Raw genomic sequence first — 17,454 nt, 5'->3', positions numbered from 1 at the left:
CTCAGTTATTAATATAAAGAGAAATTTTATTTATTGCTTCTTTTAAATTATCATATGCAAACTTGACAAAAATACTTCTATTGTCTTCATCATGGTCTAACCTCGCATATGTTAAAAAGCATGTACCTCTATTAGCTTGAGCCATGAAAAAATTTGATTCTATATTTAGAGCTTGAGAGTATAATCTTATTGCTTGAATTGTTCTACCAGCATGACTGAAAATATTTGCCAAATTTGTCAGTATAGAACATTGATATTCAATTCGTAATTTCGAGAAATCTTTTTCATTCCTAGCTTTGCGAAGATGAATAATCTCTTGATTCAGTTCATGTTGTTCATAATACCAAATTACAGATGTATTTTGTTCTTGCTTAATTGTTCTTAATGCACTCCAAGCATTTGCTAAAAAATAATATAACGTTGCTTTTATTTTTGAATCAAATAGAGTCTCGACATATTCTTGATTTATTGAAATAATTGTATGTAGCTCTTTTTCGTTTTTTTCTTTACAATCTCTATCAATAATATTTGCTAATTCATCTAATTGAGAGAGTGTCATTGGTCTTCCCTAGTAAAAAGTTATTTGTAATTAAAACTAATGCAAGTACCACTAAATTGGCGATAAAAATACTTATAACATGTAAATAAAACTTTAATATGAATTTTCATTGTTATTTTAACATAGTTATTCTTGATGAAAAAGTGAGTAAATCATAGTTCCATTCCTTTCTTCTCTGATTTTTCATAATCTATTTTTTGATATTGCTTAGGCAACTTTAGTCCCAATTTCATCGATTCATTCAGCACATAAACCATATTTTTAAATTCCGTATTTCCTTGGATTAAAAGCGTGTTCATAGTTCCAAATTTGATTTTTGCCAAATCCATAAACTCCCTAAAAGCAGTTTCACTTTTTTCATATACGAGCTTTAATGTACGCCCAGTATCGATGATTTTGCCTCCGTCAATTTTATAGAAAATCGAACCACTTTTTGATACGTGAGGCTTTTGCCCTGGAAGGATATGTAAAAATAGGCTCTCTTTCGTTTCATCTTGTAAAATGAGCGCATTTACATTTGGATCATCTATGGCTTTGCGGTGTAATGTTTTGACTGCATCGACATTACCAATCGCGACTTTATCAATTAAAAAATCAGTGTATGTTTGGTATCGATTTTTTTGAGAAATTGTTGCTCGCTCTTCATTCAACATTATTTTTAATTCTTTAAAGGCTTTTGCTTGCTCACCATTGAGCAACCGATAGACTTCGCGTTTGACGTAAGGATTTAATTTTGGATCGCTTTTAACCAATGCTCTACGTTCTGCATAATCGTTTTTTAGCTCCGTAAATGCCGTTTTGCTCTTATGTGAATATTGATCGAGTAACTCTTTTTGACTCGTTTGTCTTTCATGCATAATGGTTTTATATTCGGCCCAAAGCGAAGAGCTTTTAGTTCCAAATTGCGTCATAATCGGTTCGTCTATTGATATCTTTGTAAACGTTCCAAAACGTTTGATAAGATTGTTTTTAGAAAGGTCTCGGTCAACATCAGACGCTTTAACATAGAGCGCACGACTTTTATCCGAAATCACTAATCCCGCGCCTCTTTCTCTTAACTCAAGGTTGTATTTATTGAATGATTTTTGTAACGTTTCAAGCGATGCATTTTCATCTTTTATAACGTCTTTGATCTCTTGTAATGCCGATTCTTTGATCCAGGTTAAAAAGCTTTTGACACCAGTGTGTATCTCTTTATCTTTGATTTTTACCGGATCTCTATTTTGGGGAACATGATTGGTTTTTTTAAGGCCATATTTTTCCTCAAGTTCGGCCGCTTTTTCCTGAAGCATACGAATATCTCCAAGCATCTCTTTTTTACATGTAAAGTTTTGAGTATCAATGCGATTAATCGCAATATGCATGTGTAGATTGTTGGTATTGTCGTGAATGACACTTAAGCGTTGATGATATTCAAAGCCAACGGTTTTGACTAATTCATCTTCGATTGATTGCATAATTTCTAGTGAGGGGTTTTCGTCTTCCTGGAATGCCACTATCAAGTGATACGTTGTGTCGCTTTTTGCCGTTGTATTAACTTGCTGAGTGCAATGAATTTCTTTGATATTCAATGAAAAATCATTTTCAAAATTACAATTAGAAAAATGATGTCCCATCACCTTTTCGCCTTCGTGTTTAACGTCTATAAGATAATCAGCTAATCCTGAAAAACTTCCTTGACCGGCTTTCTTCATTTTGGCTATTTTTTTAACGATCATTGAACGCCACCAATTTATGAGTACATGCGATGATTTCGTCTTGTCTCATTTCTATCTTTTCAAGTAATACTTTAACATCCATTTCATCTAATCCCGTACGTCGATTTTTATTGGTAAGCCACATTTTGAGAAGTCCTCCAAGACGGCCGAGGTCTCCTCGACATTTACCCAACTCCAAAAAAGCCATCGCATCAATACGACTGGTGCGTGGATAATTCAGGGCAAGGCTTCTCATATACGTTGATGGCTTCATCCCGAATATATACGCTGAATCTTTTATGTCTTCATACTCACTTTTAGTACATTTAATACCTATAACTTTGTTTCGTATCGTGATTTCATTTTCCATGTTCAATCCTTATTCTATGTCGAACGCAAAGCGTGAGTAAATTCAAGTAGCCAAAGTTAAACTTTGGCCTATCTTGTCCTCATACGTTACGCACTTTTAGCCAATTTTACGCAAATACATTGATTGTAGGTGCATAATTGGCGAAAGTTGCGTTTAATTGCGTATAGTTGGCTAAAGTTGCGAATAGTTGCCTATAATTGTGTAAAAATACCTAATTCTCTCTAATCTTAAGTGCCCTGGGTTGACCATTGCTTATAATTGGCTCTATCAAGAGTAGAAGGTCTGCTTTTGCATTTATTTCTTCAATACCTGATTGATACATTTCAAGCGCCTCTTCGTATTCATCTGTTATATCAAGTGAAATGATCATTGAAAAAACATTTGAGTGGTTGTTTATTTTGTCAAAAATATACAATGCCGCCAAATCAGTAATCCCCGCTTTGATCCATTCGTGATGGATTAAAAGCCTGTAATGCTCAAGTATCAATTGGCAGAATTCAGGATTAAGGACAAGCGTAAACGTCTGTAAATCTTTTGAAATTGCAATAGAGGAAAAAAAAGAAAATCTTTTAGACTGTCCTTTTTCGTTTAACTCCAAAGAAAAGTTTAGGTCACTTCCAAGCAAATTAAATAGCTGATCAATCACGGTTTTGCTTCGATGATCTTCGTTTAAGATAAAATGACGTCTATATTGCTCACTATATGCCGCTTCTTTGATCGAAGAGAAGTTGATCATATCTTTTATCGTATTTGCCTTGATCGTTAAATTTTCCTTATTTGGAGCGTCTAAAAGATACATTCTAAAAAAACAGACAAGGTTATAAAATGCCAATCGTTCCCATTCGCTTAACGAAGGATCATGTTCTTGATGATTAGGTCGGATAATAAGATTCATGGTTTACTCTTTTTGAGATGCGGCAAAAGCTTGCTCTTCATTTTCGCGTTGAAAATTACTTTTTTGTACGCTATCAAATGTGCTTCGTGTTTGTGATTGACCGCTTAGCCCTATAGCACTAGAATGTTTAAAAGCCATACGTCCACCTATGGAACCTCCACCGATATTTTCACCCGCAAAGGATCGTTTGACATCATCAGCAAAAGCGGAGCGGAGATTTTTAAATGTTGATGCCGAAGAATCGCCACCAGCTCTTTGTTCTTTGGCGAGATTTGATGCCACTTTAACTGCCGCACCCATTCCGACCGCACCAACGGCCGCACCAGTCGCTCCACTCATCATAGCTCTTGCAGAGCCAAGCCCGGTGGTTGAATTTGAACCCAAAGAACCTGATAAAATAGCCTCAACTAGTCCTTGGATCATCTGCACAACGCACACCATTAGAATGGCCATTGCTATCATGGTTAAAATTGAGTTGTTATCCGTGTCAACATTAGCCGCAAAATCTTTCATCTTATTAATCGTAAGCCCCATAAACAGCTTTAAAAATAATAATTCAAACCCAACTTTCATAATCGCAAAAATAGGATTATATGCCATTTGTCGAGTTTGACCTAGCCCCCCAAGGGAAAAAACCAATGGGGCAACAGATAAAAGTGCGTACATTTTTACGGTTGTAACAAAGAGTTGAGCACTCATTAAAGCAAAAGAGACGATTAAAATTATTCCCGTAATAACTAAAGCTAATGAATCGCCTATATGAAAGAGGGATATGCCTTTCCAAAGATCATTGACAATATCAATTCCATAATTGAGGACACTATCAACGTCAACAGAAACACCGTTGGCTTGATTTCCAAGTTGACTCAAAGAACTCGGTATTGAAATTAACCAATTGCTATATTGAAACAGTGCAAGGAAAAAACCAACTATAAGAATTTTTCGGAGTAATGGTACAAAAATCGCATCAAATCCAAGCTCTCCTTTGAGTGCAATAAATCCAAATTCAATCACCATGTCAATCGTTACCAATGACCAAAAAACATATTTTGCCGCGGGAAGAAAAGAAGCTCTCCACGAAACACTTGCCACTTGAAAATCAGTTAACAAGGTTTGCGTTTGATTATCGGGGCTTACTGCGGCAAAAATAAAGACCGGTAGGAAAAGAAAGAAAATGATCTTTTTCATTTTAGGCTCATTCTTTGGTGTAGGTTGGCATAAAATCATCCATTGTTTTACCTTTTGGATGAACATGTTTTGTGTCGCTCTCTCGATATGCCGCAATTGCATTAATGCAATTAGGATTTTCTTTCATAACGCCAGGATTATTTTTACACTCTGCTATCTTAGCTTTGCCCTCATCAACATGTGTTTTATAATATTCAACGGTTTTAATCTCTTCGCTACCGCAACCAATTAAGCACAAAATAATTAACAACGGTGGTACAAAAGTAATTAAAAGCATAACCCACCCTGGGACAGGTGTTCTTTTAATTCTCTCAAAACGTGTAGCTTCCTTGACTTCTACAATTGTTTGTGTCATAGGATTAAATTTATACATTGGTAACTCCTTATTTGATAAAAGTATCTATTGATTTGCCATTTGATTTATCTGTTTTTTCAACACTTATGCGACGTTCTGATAAAGCTTGCTGTGCCGTTTCTTTCTCATTCTGTGCCGCGATCCAAGCCGCCTCGGTGCTTGCTTGTGTCATTAAAGTCCAACGGAGTTTTTTATTCTCTTCTGTTTGGTGTAGAGCAATTTCATTCGCCGCTTGTGCTACTTTCATTTGTCCGTCCGCACTTTGACTTTGTGCTTGCAATGTGGCCATTGTTTCATCATCACTTGTAAAGTCCTCCATTTGTAAATTGAGAGACTTGAGCGCGCCGTTAGTGTTCGCCCTGGTACTTGCATTGATGTTTTTGTATTGGTTTGAAAACGTCGTGTTACGGGCTGAATAAGATTGACCGGCAGATGAAAATTGACTGTCATATCCTGGATACATTGTTGAAAATTGACTGTCAAGATTTGACGCGGCGAACGTAACCCCTTGAGACTGTTGCACCAAGTTTTTTAATTGAACAAGATCACGAGAAAACATACTCCATTGTGACGGTGATAGCTGTTGAAGATTTTGGAGCATTGCTTGAGTTTGTTGGATTTGTTGAGATAGGCTACTGAGTTGTGTTGTATATTGCTCAACTTGTTTGGCATATTGCATTATAAGTTGAGCATTATTTAAAATTTGTGTTACCTCACTTGCACCACCAGCCGCCGCACCTCCGAAAACCTTGGTAACCAAGAATAATGAAGCAATTAAGACAATTGAATTTGTTTTCGTTCTCATCTTTGTACTTTCCTTATAATATTTTTTCATTTCAGCTATTCCAAGGATTTGACGATTTGACATTGAAAGTTATATAACTTTTAAAACTCTCATTCTTATCCAAAAGCTTGTTGTGAACACCAAAGAAATAACCATTTTTAGGGTATAGGCCTTTATTATCATTGAATAATTAAGTTTCACTCATAATCCAAATTCAAAATTAGGTAAGTTTTAATAAGTTTTTTAACTTGAAAGTCCTTTTTTTCTTTTTTGGTGTAAAAGAGACTTACCTAGCCTAACCTTACCTTACCTGCGTATCCAACTTGTACACATTCTGTATCCAAAGTGTATACATTATTTGTATCAGTGCCCAAAACTGCCTTTTCTTGGTGAAAAGTAGTTGGCTTGTATCTGTCTTTTTGAATGTAATTGTGAACACGCCAATGACTAATTACAATTACGCCACTTGCAAAAGTGATAATGAATTTTTTAGCAAACAATATACGCATATCATCATCATTCGCATTAATCATTTTTGCAATTTTTTTTGGATTATTAACAAAGCCATCGTCGTCTGCTCTAATCCCTAAATGAAAATATAAGCATTGAGAAGATATTGGCATATCTAAAAATAGGTCACTGTCAATTATTGATTTAGCAAACATTCGTCGCTCAGCCATAATTATTTCTCTATATCTTCAATTCGACTTTGTATAAAGGCATCTAAATCAGATTGTAACCACACAGTCACTTTTGGTGATAATCGTATTGACTTCAATTTACCTTGTCTCGTGTATAGCCAAAGTGTCGACGTAGCGACGGCTAAACGCTCTGCCGCTTTTTTTTCGCGTAATACTGGACTATAAATATTTTCCATTTGTATTCCTTGTAACATGAATGTTTTGATATGTCTTCACTACCAGTTAATACCCAAGAAAGTGAAGTCATTTTCTTCAAACAAGACCATCCTACTACAAACAAAAGAAAATTACAATTATAATAATTTCTTATTTTTGTTGTCAATAAAAATTACAAATATCTATTAATTGTCAATAAAAATTGCAGATAAATCACTCATAATTAAGTATTATGGCTTAAAAGGTTAAATTATATTCTGAGCTTTCGCACCTAATTCCAATAAAAGAATAGTCTAAAAAGGCTATTCTTTCGAGCGTTTAGAAGAGTGCCATCTCCATATTGACAAATGAAAAAAGTCTGTTAAAGCCCTATATTAGGCACTTTTAGCTATAATAAAAATAAAGAATATCATCCATGAATCTTCAAGAACAGATCCTATCGGCCATAAATACAACGCTTAAAAACCCCATATATCAAACACTGCAACTCTTAAACATCAAGAGTATTTTACACCGTGCTAACTTTGTAAAGAAAAGAGAAGGCGTAGCCCCCTATCTTGTTGTATTACACTTTGTCTATATGTTGGTGATGAATAAAAAGATATCTTCGTTTATGCACCAAAGCAATGAGAGTTTTAAAAAAGACACCTACTACAGACTTTTGCAAAATAGTAGCTACAACTGGAGAAAACTTCTCTCTTTAAGCACTTTAAAAATCATCAAGCTTTTGCATAAAGTCCAAGATGCTTCGTCAATAAAAGTCTTTATTATGGATGATACGGTTGAGGGTAAAACAGGTAAATATATAGAGGGGAGTCGTGATGGACTTTGGAGCAATAAAGAGAAGCGAACCATTAGAGGGATCAATGTTGTTTCTTTGAATTATAGTGATGGTTATTCAAATTTTATGATAGATTTTGCAATGAGCATGGGAAACTATGCCCGCGTTAAAGTTGAAGAGTTTAGTACAGAACTCGATATCCGTTGCAACGCTTACAAACGAAGAATGGAGATTATGGAGGGTAAGTCTAAGATAGCATTGGCTATGGTAAAAAGAGCTGTACACAGTGGTATATACGCTGATTACTTGCTGGTTGACAGTTGGTACTCTAAACCAGCCTTTATCCAAGAGATGAACGATTTGGGTCTAAAGGTCATTTCAAGAATTGCTAACAACACTAAGATTTGGAACTTTAATGACAAAGAAAAAACACTGAATGCCATGTATGAAAAACACAAAAAGCTTAAAAATGCCAAAGTGGGAACATATGGCAAGAAGATTCGCTTTAGCTATTTTTCAACCGTTGTTGAACATAAAAATGCAGGGAAACTCAAAATTGTTTTTATTAAAACCACCGACAATCTCATCCCTATTGTCTCCACCGATTTAGAACTCAATGATGAAGAGATTATTGAGATTTATAAACGACGATGGGATATAGAACAAGGCTATAAAGAGCTCAGAGAATACTTTGGGTTTGGACAAGAAGAAAATAGAATCTATGAAGCACTGATTGCTAGAATGACACTTTCATTCTTTGCTTACAATATTGTCAGCTACATCAATAGAATCAGCCATGAGCCAAAAACCATTGGTGGATTATTTAAAGATTTGGAGTGTGAACTCTACACGCTTTCTATTGCTATGCAAGCGTTTATTGAAATAATGGACAAAATAGCACAAATTGATGAGATTGTAAAGAACAATAAGGATTTTACCAGTATAATTGCTACACTACGAAGTGCAACTCAAGAATTGCTGGGATTTAGGTGCGAAAGATGAGTTATATTGTCAAAAATCAGTAAAAAAAGCCTAAAACATTATATTTATTATATTTTTAATATTTAACTATTTTTTTTAAATATAAATTTATTTATTTTGAAGATTATTTGGATAAAAATTTTATTTGAATATGTTTATTTTTGTAACATATATAGAAGATTTTGAAGATTATTAGTTAGAGTTTAAGGCTTATTCATTCTCACTTTATCTAAGAAATTAGCCCACCATTCAATCAATCCACGTCGTTCATTCAAATATTCTGCGCGATTGTATGCTCCTTTGGTTTTATTTTGTTCGCTATGTGCTAAATGACGTTCAATAATATCACTGTGAAAACCATGTTCAGGAATATGTTCATTTGCAATTGTTGAGAACATTGCTCTAAATCCATGAGAGACAATCTCTTCTTTGGTATAACCGAGACGTCGCAATGCTTGATTCATGGTATTTTCACTAATTGGCCGAACATTTGATGTAAGTGCTGGGAACAAATACTGTGATCTATTTTTAGTAAAAGGTTCAAGTTCCCGTAAGATAGTTTTTATTTGTAGAATAATTGGAATAATATGTGGACGTTTCATTTTCATTTTTTCCGCGCTAATCTGCCATACATCTCTTTCTAAGTCAAATTCGTTCCACTCCGCAAAGCGGATATTGTATGGACGTTGTGCCGTCAATATAGCAAGCTTCAACGCGTATTTAGTTGAGATATCACCTGGATATTCGTCAATCATGCGGACAAGTTTTCCTATCTCAACTGGATCAGTGATTGTAGGGAAATGTCGTACCTCTTTTTTGCCTATAACGTAGCGTTTATCAATGTCAGCAATAATGTTATGTGGAGCTAGCTCATGTGTAACAGCATAACGATAAACTTGTTCAATGATATTAAGTATTCGTCGTGCAGTTTCTATTTTATTTGCGGCTTTAAGTCGTTCTAAATGCTCTATAATCATCAAACGACTTACTTGGTCTATAGGAATATTGCCCATGTAAGGAAATATATGATTTTCTAATCGAGCTAGTTTTGATGAGTGATACTTTGGAACAAGTTCGATAGTAATGCTTTCAAAAAAATCTCTTGCAACTTTTTCAAAAGTATTTTGTTTACGTTCCTCTTCGGCATGATCAGCTTCTTTTTCTTCTCTTTGGAGTTCTTTCACTCCCTTTCGTTCTAAAGAGGGATCAACACCTTTTTTAATCTGCTTTTTCAGTTCATCACGCTTTTCTCTTGCCTCGCATAATGTAATTGTAGGATAAGTCCCCAATGAGATAGTGTTACGACCACCATTTGGTCGAGTATAATCTAACCTCCAGCCCTTTGAACCATTAGGTTCTACCAATAAATAAAGCCCTGCACCATCAGTTAAACGGTAGGTTTTTTCTTGAATCTTTGATTTTTTCAATTCTGTATCGGTTAATGGGAGAACTTTTTTGGGCATCGCAGTACCTTTTTTTACAGTAGTTTTTCATAATACTGTATACAGTATTTTCTTCTACTGTAAATCCTACTGCAAAAAATATTATTTTCATCTGAATAATATAAATGCTATTTGTAGGAAAAAATTCAAATGTTGCCTATTTTTAGGTACTTTTAATGATTAAGTTGATGGATATTAAAGTGTATTGTAGGAGTGAGTGGTGTCAAGAGAGGGACTCGAACCCTCGACCTCCGGCTTATGAGACCAGCGCTCTAACCAGCTGAGCTACCTTGACGTGGTTAAAAGAGGTTGGAATTATATAGTTAAGAAACTTATAGTTAGGTTAATTTTGAAATATTTTATATTTTGCATTCAAAAACTAAAAAACATTGAGCATTATAGACTAAACTTTAAGCGTTTTTTTCTTGACTTTTGAATGATTTTCAAGTAAAATTCTGTCACTCGCAACAAACGAGTGCTAAAAATTTTAGTCAAAAGGACGAACACATGACTTTCAAACCACTTGGTAAACGTGTACTTCTTGAGAGAATCGAAGAAGCTACTACAACTGCAACAGGTATTATCATTCCTGACAATGCCAAAGAAAAACCTCTTAGCGGTATTGTTAGAGCTATTAGTCCTAAAGTTGAAGAAAAAGGACTTGTCAAACTTGGAGATAAAGTTGTATTTGGCAAATATGCTGGTACAGAACTAACACTCGATGGGAAAACCTATTTGGTAATGAACCTCGATGATATTTTGGGTGTTTTATAATTAAAATTTAAAAAAAATTTAGGAGAAAAGTATGGCAAAAGAGATTCAATTTTCAGACAATGCAAGAAATGCCCTTTATGAAGGTGTTAAAAAACTCAACGATGCTGTAAAAGTAACCATGGGACCACGTGGTCGCAATGTTTTGATTCAAAAAAGCTTTGGTGCGCCAAGTATTACAAAAGATGGTGTTTCTGTGGCAAAAGAGATCGAGCTTAAAGATACTATTGAAAACATGGGTGCACAACTGGTGAAAGAAGTCGCTTCCAAAACGGCAGACCAAGCGGGTGATGGTACAACCACTGCTACCGTTTTAGCGCATGCTATTTTCAAAGAGGGTCTTAGAAACATCACCGCTGGTGCAAATCCTGTGGAAGTAAAACGTGGTATGGATAAAGCGGCTGAAGCGATTATCGCTGAGCTTAAAGCGATGTCAAAAACTGTTAAAGATAAAAAAGAGATCGCTCAAGTGGCAACCATTTCAGCCAACTCTGACACGGTTATTGGTGAGTTAATTGCTGAAGCAATGGAAAAAGTGGGCAAAGATGGCGTTATTACCGTTGAAGAAGCTAAAGGTATTCAAGATGAGTTAGACGTCGTTGAGGGTATGCAATTTGACCGTGGTTACCTTTCTCCTTACTTTGTAACCAATCCTGAGAAAATGCAAACCGTTTTAGAGCATCCTTATATTTTATTGTTTGATAAAAAAATCTCTAACCTTAAAGATTTACTTCCAGTATTAGAGCAAGTTCAAAAAACAGGTAAACCTCTTTTACTCATTGCTGAAGACATTGATGGTGAAGCGTTGGCAACCCTCGTTGTCAATAAACTCAGAGGTGTTCTAAATATTGCAGCAGTTAAAGCGCCAGGTTTTGGTGATAGAAGAAAAGCAATGCTTGAAGATATCGCTATTATCAGTGGTGGTGAAGTGATTAGCGAAGAGTTGGGACGTACATTAGAGAGTGCAACACTAGCAGACTTAGGTCAAGCTTCTCGCATTGTCATTGATAAAGACAACTCAACCATCGTCAATGGTAACGGTGATAAAGCACGCATTGATGCACGTGTGGCGCAAATCAAAGCACAAATCGCAGAGACTAGCAGTGATTATGATAGAGAAAAACTTCAAGAGCGTTTAGCAAAACTCAGTGGTGGTGTTGCGGTTATTAAAGTGGGGGCTGCGACTGAGACAGAGATGAAAGAGAAAAAAGATAGAGTCGATGACGCTCTTTCTGCGACGAAAGCTGCTGTTGAAGAGGGTATTGTTGTGGGAGGTGGTTCTGCACTTTTACTTGCCAATGCAAAAATCAAGCTTAACGTAAGCGGTGATGAAGCGATTGGTGCAGAAATCGTCACACGTGCGCTTAAAGCTCCTCTAAAACAAATTGCTGAAAATGCAGGATTTGATGCGGGTGTGGTTGCAAACAACGTTCTTACAAGTACTAAAGCAAACTATGGCTTTAACGCTGCAACAGGCGAGTATGTGGATATGTTTGAGGCGGGCATCGTTGATCCGGTTAAAGTATCTCGTATTGCGCTTCAAAATGCGGTTTCTGTGGCAAGTTTACTGTTAACCACAGAAGCGACCATTACCAATGCAAAAGAAGATAAAGCACCTGCAATGCCAGATATGAGCGGCATGGGTGGTATGGGAGGCATGGGCGGAATGATGTAAATCATTCCCTCTGCTTTTTACATGTAAAGCCATTTTTGTGGCTTTACACTCTCACATATCATGAAAAAACTCATTTTTAACTTCATTTTTTTTACCCATACACTTTTTGCAGCTGATACACTCATAGATGCCCTACTCGATGGCAATTTAAGTCATAAAATAAACGCAACGTATGATGAAGGCGTAGAAGATGCAAATCCCTACTCTGCATCACGCACACAAAAACTTCTTTTTCGTTACCAAAGTGCGCCCATAGGAGGCTTAAAAGTTGAACTTGCCACTCAGTCTTTTGCGACACAAACTGCTTTTAGTGAGAGTGAAAACACCCTTTACTACACAGAAGCACTCTATGCAAAAGAATCGTCTGATTTTGGATATAAACTTAGTGCAAACTACTATACAGATACCTATAAGCAAACACTTAGCCAAAGTGATATTTCTATGGTCAATGCGCTGGGTATGAAAGCACAAATGAATTATGAAAATTTTGGAAGCTACGTGGCATACTCGAAAGTGTTTGATGGAATGCATGATGCCAATAGTAATTTAGATGGCAAAGACACCCTTTTGCCCACCTCTTCGACATTAAGCTCCAACAACTACGCACCCAATACGCAGGCCTATGCACTCGATGTTAATTATGCGCTTCGTAAAGATATGTTATTTGGCTCACGCTATGTCATCGCCAATGACACCCAAAACACCCTCTCTTACACAGGCATTTATAGTTCATTTAAACTCAATGAACTTTCAAAAGATTTTAATCTTGGCATTGCTTACGATAAAACAGGCATCGATAAACAAGAAAACCAATTTAGCATCAATTTCACCACAAAATTTTAAAAACCTAAATCCTCATCGACTAAAATAATGCTCGTTCTACCTACCTCATCCCCAGTGATATAACTAAACTTCTGTCCTATCGTTTCAAGAGTATAACGAGGTACTTTTCCCATACTTTTGGCAACGTTGTTCATGCGCTCAAGATTTTTAGGTGCTGCAACCTCACGAATCCGCTTAAATCCATCCTCAATCGTCTCAACCAGTTTATTTTTACCCGCAATAATCAAAACCTTTTTAGGTCCAAACATTTGTGCCGCAACTCTATTTCCACTTCCATCAGCATTAATGAGTTCGCCATTTTTACTCAGTGCATTGGTGCTGCAAATGTACAAATCCACCAAAAGCCCTTGCCTTCTTCGTTCTACATTTTCTTCCATGCTAATGCCTGATTCGTATTGATTAAAGAGCGTAATGTCTTTGCGTGAAGTCACATACTCATACAACCCAATCTCTTTGACACTGGTTGAGCCTCCAAAACCAATGCGCATCTGTGGTTTCACAAAACTCATTGCCACACGAAGCGCCTCTTCTTTGTTAGGAATACAAATTAACTCAAATCCATGCTTTTCATACACTTTTTTTAGATTTTCCATCCCTATTTCCTTTGTTTTTGCAAAATAATACTCTTATTTTTAAAAAGGTATAATTAGAAAAACAAATCATATACTGAAGAAGGAATAAAACCCTATGGGAAGAGCGTTTGAATACCGAAAAGCCGCAAAAATGAAGCGTTGGGGAAATATGTCCCGTGTATTTCCTAGACTTGGCCGTGCCATTATGATGGCAGCAAAAGAGGGAGGTGGTGACCCTGAAAGTAATGCAAAACTTCGTACCGCCATTCTCAATGCCAAAGCGGAAAATATGCCTAAAGACAACATTGATGCCGCCATTAAACGAGCGCTTGGGAAAGATGCCCAAACGCTTAGCGAAGTGACCTATGAGGGCAAAGGACCGCATGGTTCACTCTTTTTTGTCGAATGCGCCACCGATAATAACACCCGAACCGTTGCGAACATTAAAAGTGCCTTTAAAAAATCAGGCGCAGAGATGCTTAACAACGGCTCACTGGATTTTATGTTCTCACGCAAAGCCGTTTTTGAATTTGCTAAAACACCTGACATGGACATTGAAGCACTTGAGTTAGAACTCATTGATGCAGGGCTTGAAGAGATTGAAGAAGAAGATGGCGTGGTACTGGTTTATGCGGATTACACCAACTTTGGAAGCCTAAACAGTGCGTTTGATAGCCTTGGCATCACCCTCACTAAAGCAACCCTAGAGCGCATTGCCAACACCCCTCTTTCATTCACAGAAGAGCAAATGGTGGACATTGAAAAGGTCATTGAAAAAATTGAAGATGACGATGACGTTCAAGCGGTTTATACGAACATTGGTTAACACTTTTTAGGGCTTTACATGTAAAGCCCTCTAGCCTTTTTTCTCTTTACTTGTAAAAGGTTTTAGTTGTTAAAGTGAACTTTAAATTGTATTGTCTCGCATTGCCATGATTGTTGATTATCATACAATGTTTCAAATACTTCTTTAATAGTATCTTTTATATCAATATCATATATGATTTTATCCTTAACAACTTTAACTTGATAATTGTCTAAATGTTTATATGCAAACTTAATTTCACTGCGCGAAAAATATATTTCATTACCTAAAGTACTTTTTACTTCGATAAATATAAGCTCTTGCCCTCTAGTTGAAATGAGATCAAAAGGGGCATATCGATTATAATGTTTTGAGTAATGAATTAATTTATCAAAATTTTCAACAACAATCCCAATCTCTGCATGATAATATTTTACAAAATGATTGACAAATACTTTTTTATCTACATTTTTTTTGATTGACTGATATACTAATTCTTCAGCACTGATTCCATTCTCTAATTTACGTTTTGCATTTTCAAATAAGTCTTCATTGCTATCAGCCGTACAATTAAGTATTATCAAATCATCAGATTTATTATCTTCTTTATCATACTTAATAATTGTTGCTATAGATTTTCTTGTGGAATTATCTTCGTTGTTCAAGACATATTCATAGATACTATCTTCAAAACCAAATTGTGTTTCTCTAATTTGATAAATACAATCATCTATATCTTGTTTAAAGCAATCATAGTTAAAAAACTCAACTATCTTTCGTTTAGATGCAGAATCTACTATCGGTTCATAATAATCGGGATTAAAAAGGTAATTTAGCATATGCCTTGATGGAACAGCTTGAACATTATTAAATTTTTCATCTGAAAGTTCATTTCTTAATTTTGTCAAATTAATATCTTTAATAATATCATGCGGATTTGAGTTTGTTTTACGATATTCTTTTATAAAAAAATGTAAAAAAACGATATCTTCATAAATACGAAATCTCAAGTTTCCATAAGATGCAATACCAGCTTCAGCTAAACTTTTTTCAACATTTTCCTCTATGTAATAAGTATCTAAAAACTGCTTTAATTCATTATGTTTTGTTGCTATCTTTTTATCATAAATTGGATAATCATGTAACCAAGAAAGATTGGCAAAATAATGTCTTACTTTTGCAGATGAACCTTGGAGTTGTTTGAAAAATTTTTCTTCGTGATTTTTAGCAGATGAATCATAATTTGTAATACATCTTTGCTCAAATTCATCAAAAACTTCATCATTATCGAAAAGCTGTATATTTTTATCAAAAAAAGAGAGACCCCTATCAAAGAAGCTCTCTTTAAATTCTAAAAATTTATTATAAATACGCTGATTTTCCCCATTAATAAGCATATATCTAGACATTACTTTCCCTTTTTAAAAACTTACCCCAACTTCCATATCTTAAACCGTCTGTTTTTAATCGTCGTAGCGCAGAGTCCGTTAAAGGCTTTATCGGCGTATTCTCTCTTTATGGCAACGTAGGCGTATTTTTCTAAGATATCAATTTTGCCAATGAGGCTTCCCTCTAAACCAATGTCTTTGGTTAAAACACCTAAAATGTCACCCGCACGCACTTTTTGTTTTTTACCGCCATCGATACACAGCGTGATAAATTCAGCTCTTTTAGGTTTTACATGTAAAGGTAAAATCTCACGTGCATCTTTACATGTAAAGGCAAATCCCACTCTTTCTAGTTCATGCAAAAAGCTCTCTTCGCTAGGTGTCACAAAGCTAATTGCTTTGCCCTCTTTGCCCATGCGCCCCGTTCTGCCGATGCGATGCGTGTAGATTTCTATGGTATGCGGAAGCTCATAGTTGATGACCATCTCCACATCTTTGATATCCAGTCCTCGTGCAGCAAGATCGGTGGCAACTAAAATTTGCGCACTGCCGTTGGCAAAAAGCAGTAAGTTCTCATCTCTGGCTATCTGCTCCAAATCACCATGCAAACAAAGCGCATCAAAACCTGCTTCGTACAGAGAGCTTTGCAATGCTGAAACCGCCACTTTGGTTTTACAAAAGATAATGACCGACTTTGGCATCTCGTTTAATAAAAACGCTTCAAGCGTTGCTTCTTTTTCACGCTCTTCGACCTTTAAGGCGATTTGAGAGATGCTAAGAGGTGCGCTCTTTTGCTCTTCTTCAACGCTTATCTGTAACGCCTCTTTTTGCACCTCTTGACACATCTGCTCTATTTCTCTGGGAAACGTGGCGGAGAAAAGCAAAGTTTGACGCTCTTTGGGCATTTTAGCGATGATTTTTTCGATATCCTCGTAAAAGCCCATATCCAGCATTCTATCTGCTTCATCAAGTACGAGTGTTTTAATGTGCTCAAAGTTGATGGTTTTTTCTTGCAAATGCTGCAAAATGCGCCCCGGTGTGCCGACCACAATGTGTGCGCCATGTTCCAAAGAGATACACTGAGGCACAAAACGAGCGCCCCCGCATAGAGTGACGATTTTAATATTGTGTGTAAAACTCGCTAATTTACGAAGCTCCGCACTCACCTGTTCAGCAAGTTCTCTCGTGGGACACAAAACCACCGATTGGATGCGCATCTGTTTTACATGTAAAGCTAAAAGTAGCGGCAAACCAAAGGCAAGTGTCTTGCCACTGCCTGTTTTTGCTTTGGCAACAATGTCACGTCCTTCTAAAATAAAAGGCAATGAAGCTTCTTGAATAGGGGTCATGTTATGGTACCCCAAACGCGTTAAAGTTTCCAGCATAGCGCTGTTTTGAATCAAATGATTAAAGGGAGTTGTTTGTTTTTTCATGGTGAAAATAGTATCACATTTTTTTATAAAAACCTTACAATCATTTGGTATAATCAAT

Annotated in this window: 18 protein-coding genes and 1 tRNA gene; 5 read left to right on the top strand and 14 right to left on the bottom strand. The window is 36.1% G+C overall.

The features are described 5' to 3' along the window. Position 1: 1 nt before the first annotated feature. From SDEL_RS03945 to SDEL_RS03905, 9 genes are all read right to left on the bottom strand, one after another. Positions 2–559: a hypothetical protein gene (locus tag SDEL_RS03945; protein ID WP_012856565.1), complete on the bottom strand. Its 558-nt coding sequence runs from the start codon at positions 557–559 to the stop codon at positions 2–4. Between the two features lie 152 nt (positions 560–711). Further along, positions 712–2,277: a TraI/MobA(P) family conjugative relaxase gene (gene traI / locus SDEL_RS03940; protein WP_012856564.1), complete on the bottom strand. Its 1,566-nt coding sequence runs from the start codon at positions 2,275–2,277 to the stop codon at positions 712–714. Then, positions 2,267–2,626, bottom strand: coding sequence for a plasmid mobilization protein (locus tag SDEL_RS03935; RefSeq protein ID WP_012856563.1), 360 nt, complete (start codon positions 2,624–2,626; stop codon positions 2,267–2,269). Before SDEL_RS03935 ends, traI begins: the two co-directional genes overlap by 11 nt. Positions 2,627–2,837: 211 nt before the next feature. Beyond that, complete coding sequence (locus tag SDEL_RS03930; protein ID WP_012856562.1) at positions 2,838–3,521, bottom strand: hypothetical protein; 684 nt, start codon at positions 3,519–3,521, stop codon at positions 2,838–2,840. Between the two features lie 3 nt (positions 3,522–3,524). After that, positions 3,525–4,709, bottom strand: a complete 1,185-nt coding sequence (locus SDEL_RS03925; RefSeq protein ID WP_012856561.1) for a type IV secretion system protein — start codon at positions 4,707–4,709, stop codon at positions 3,525–3,527. Positions 4,710–4,716: 7 nt separating this feature from the next. Next, complete coding sequence (locus SDEL_RS11625) at positions 4,717–5,082, bottom strand: EexN family lipoprotein (protein ID WP_012856560.1); 366 nt, start codon at positions 5,080–5,082, stop codon at positions 4,717–4,719. Between the two features lie 10 nt (positions 5,083–5,092). Further along, positions 5,093–5,869 (bottom strand): P-type conjugative transfer protein TrbJ, encoded by a 777-nt coding sequence (gene trbJ, locus SDEL_RS03915; protein ID WP_012856559.1) that lies wholly within the window; start codon positions 5,867–5,869, stop codon positions 5,093–5,095. Positions 5,870–6,138: 269 nt separating this feature from the next. Further along, complete coding sequence (locus SDEL_RS03910) at positions 6,139–6,528, bottom strand: hypothetical protein (RefSeq protein ID WP_012856558.1); 390 nt, start codon at positions 6,526–6,528, stop codon at positions 6,139–6,141. A gap of 2 nt (positions 6,529–6,530) precedes the next feature. Beyond that, positions 6,531–6,725, bottom strand: coding sequence for a helix-turn-helix transcriptional regulator (locus SDEL_RS03905; protein WP_012856557.1), 195 nt, complete (start codon positions 6,723–6,725; stop codon positions 6,531–6,533). Positions 6,726–7,120: 395 nt separating this feature from the next. Between SDEL_RS03905 and SDEL_RS03900 the strand changes: the two genes are divergently transcribed. After that, positions 7,121–8,488 carry an IS4 family transposase gene (locus SDEL_RS03900; RefSeq protein ID WP_012856485.1) on the top strand — a complete coding sequence of 456 codons (1,368 nt, stop codon included), beginning with the start codon at positions 7,121–7,123 and terminating at the stop codon, positions 8,486–8,488. Positions 8,489–8,670: 182 nt separating this feature from the next. Here SDEL_RS03900 and SDEL_RS03895 read toward each other — a convergent pair whose 3' ends face one another. Together SDEL_RS03895 and SDEL_RS03890 are read right to left on the bottom strand one after the other, a co-directional pair. Continuing rightward, positions 8,671–9,930: a tyrosine-type recombinase/integrase gene (locus SDEL_RS03895; protein WP_012856556.1), complete on the bottom strand. Its 1,260-nt coding sequence runs from the start codon at positions 9,928–9,930 to the stop codon at positions 8,671–8,673. A 197-nt stretch (positions 9,931–10,127) separates the two neighbouring features. Further along, a tRNA-Met gene (locus SDEL_RS03890) sits at positions 10,128–10,204 on the bottom strand. Between the two features lie 212 nt (positions 10,205–10,416). Here SDEL_RS03890 and groES point away from each other — a divergent pair. From groES to SDEL_RS03875, 3 genes are read left to right on the top strand one after another with little or no spacing between them, the layout of a single operon-like run. Further along, entirely contained in the window at positions 10,417–10,683 is a 267-nt protein-coding gene (gene groES, locus SDEL_RS03885; protein WP_012856555.1) for a co-chaperone GroES, read from the top strand. A 31-nt stretch (positions 10,684–10,714) separates the two neighbouring features. Continuing rightward, positions 10,715–12,355, top strand: coding sequence for a chaperonin GroEL (gene groL, locus SDEL_RS03880; protein WP_012856554.1), 1,641 nt, complete (start codon positions 10,715–10,717; stop codon positions 12,353–12,355). Positions 12,356–12,415: 60 nt separating this feature from the next. After that, complete coding sequence (locus SDEL_RS03875) at positions 12,416–13,198, top strand: hypothetical protein (RefSeq protein ID WP_012856553.1); 783 nt, start codon at positions 12,416–12,418, stop codon at positions 13,196–13,198. Here SDEL_RS03875 and SDEL_RS03870 read toward each other — a convergent pair. Further along, a complete protein-coding gene (locus tag SDEL_RS03870; protein WP_012856552.1) occupies positions 13,195–13,791 on the bottom strand; it encodes a lactate utilization protein in 597 nt (198 codons plus the stop codon). The two genes, SDEL_RS03875 and SDEL_RS03870, sit on opposite strands and share 4 nt — an antisense overlap. A 94-nt stretch (positions 13,792–13,885) precedes the next feature. Here SDEL_RS03870 and SDEL_RS03865 point away from each other — a divergent pair, with 94 nt between their 5' ends. Beyond that, entirely contained in the window at positions 13,886–14,596 is a 711-nt protein-coding gene (locus SDEL_RS03865; protein WP_012856551.1) for a YebC/PmpR family DNA-binding transcriptional regulator, read from the top strand. 62 nt (positions 14,597–14,658) lie between these two features. On the opposite strand, the gene SDEL_RS03860 is transcribed toward SDEL_RS03865, so the two are convergent. Continuing rightward, a complete protein-coding gene (locus SDEL_RS03860) occupies positions 14,659–15,984 on the bottom strand; it encodes a protein NO VEIN domain-containing protein (RefSeq protein WP_012856550.1) in 1,326 nt (441 codons plus the stop codon). Between the two features lie 20 nt (positions 15,985–16,004). After that, on the bottom strand, positions 16,005–17,396 hold the full coding sequence (gene dbpA / locus SDEL_RS03855) for an ATP-dependent RNA helicase DbpA (RefSeq protein ID WP_012856549.1): 1,392 nt from the start codon (positions 17,394–17,396) through the stop codon (positions 16,005–16,007). Positions 17,397–17,454: the final 58 nt, after the last annotated feature.

The sequence above is a fragment of the Sulfurospirillum deleyianum DSM 6946 genome, assembly GCF_000024885.1.
GTDB lineage: Bacteria > Campylobacterota > Campylobacteria > Campylobacterales > Sulfurospirillaceae > Sulfurospirillum > Sulfurospirillum deleyianum.
The sequence above is the reverse complement of the archived record's forward strand: the minus strand, read 5'-3'. Positions and strand labels throughout refer to the sequence as shown.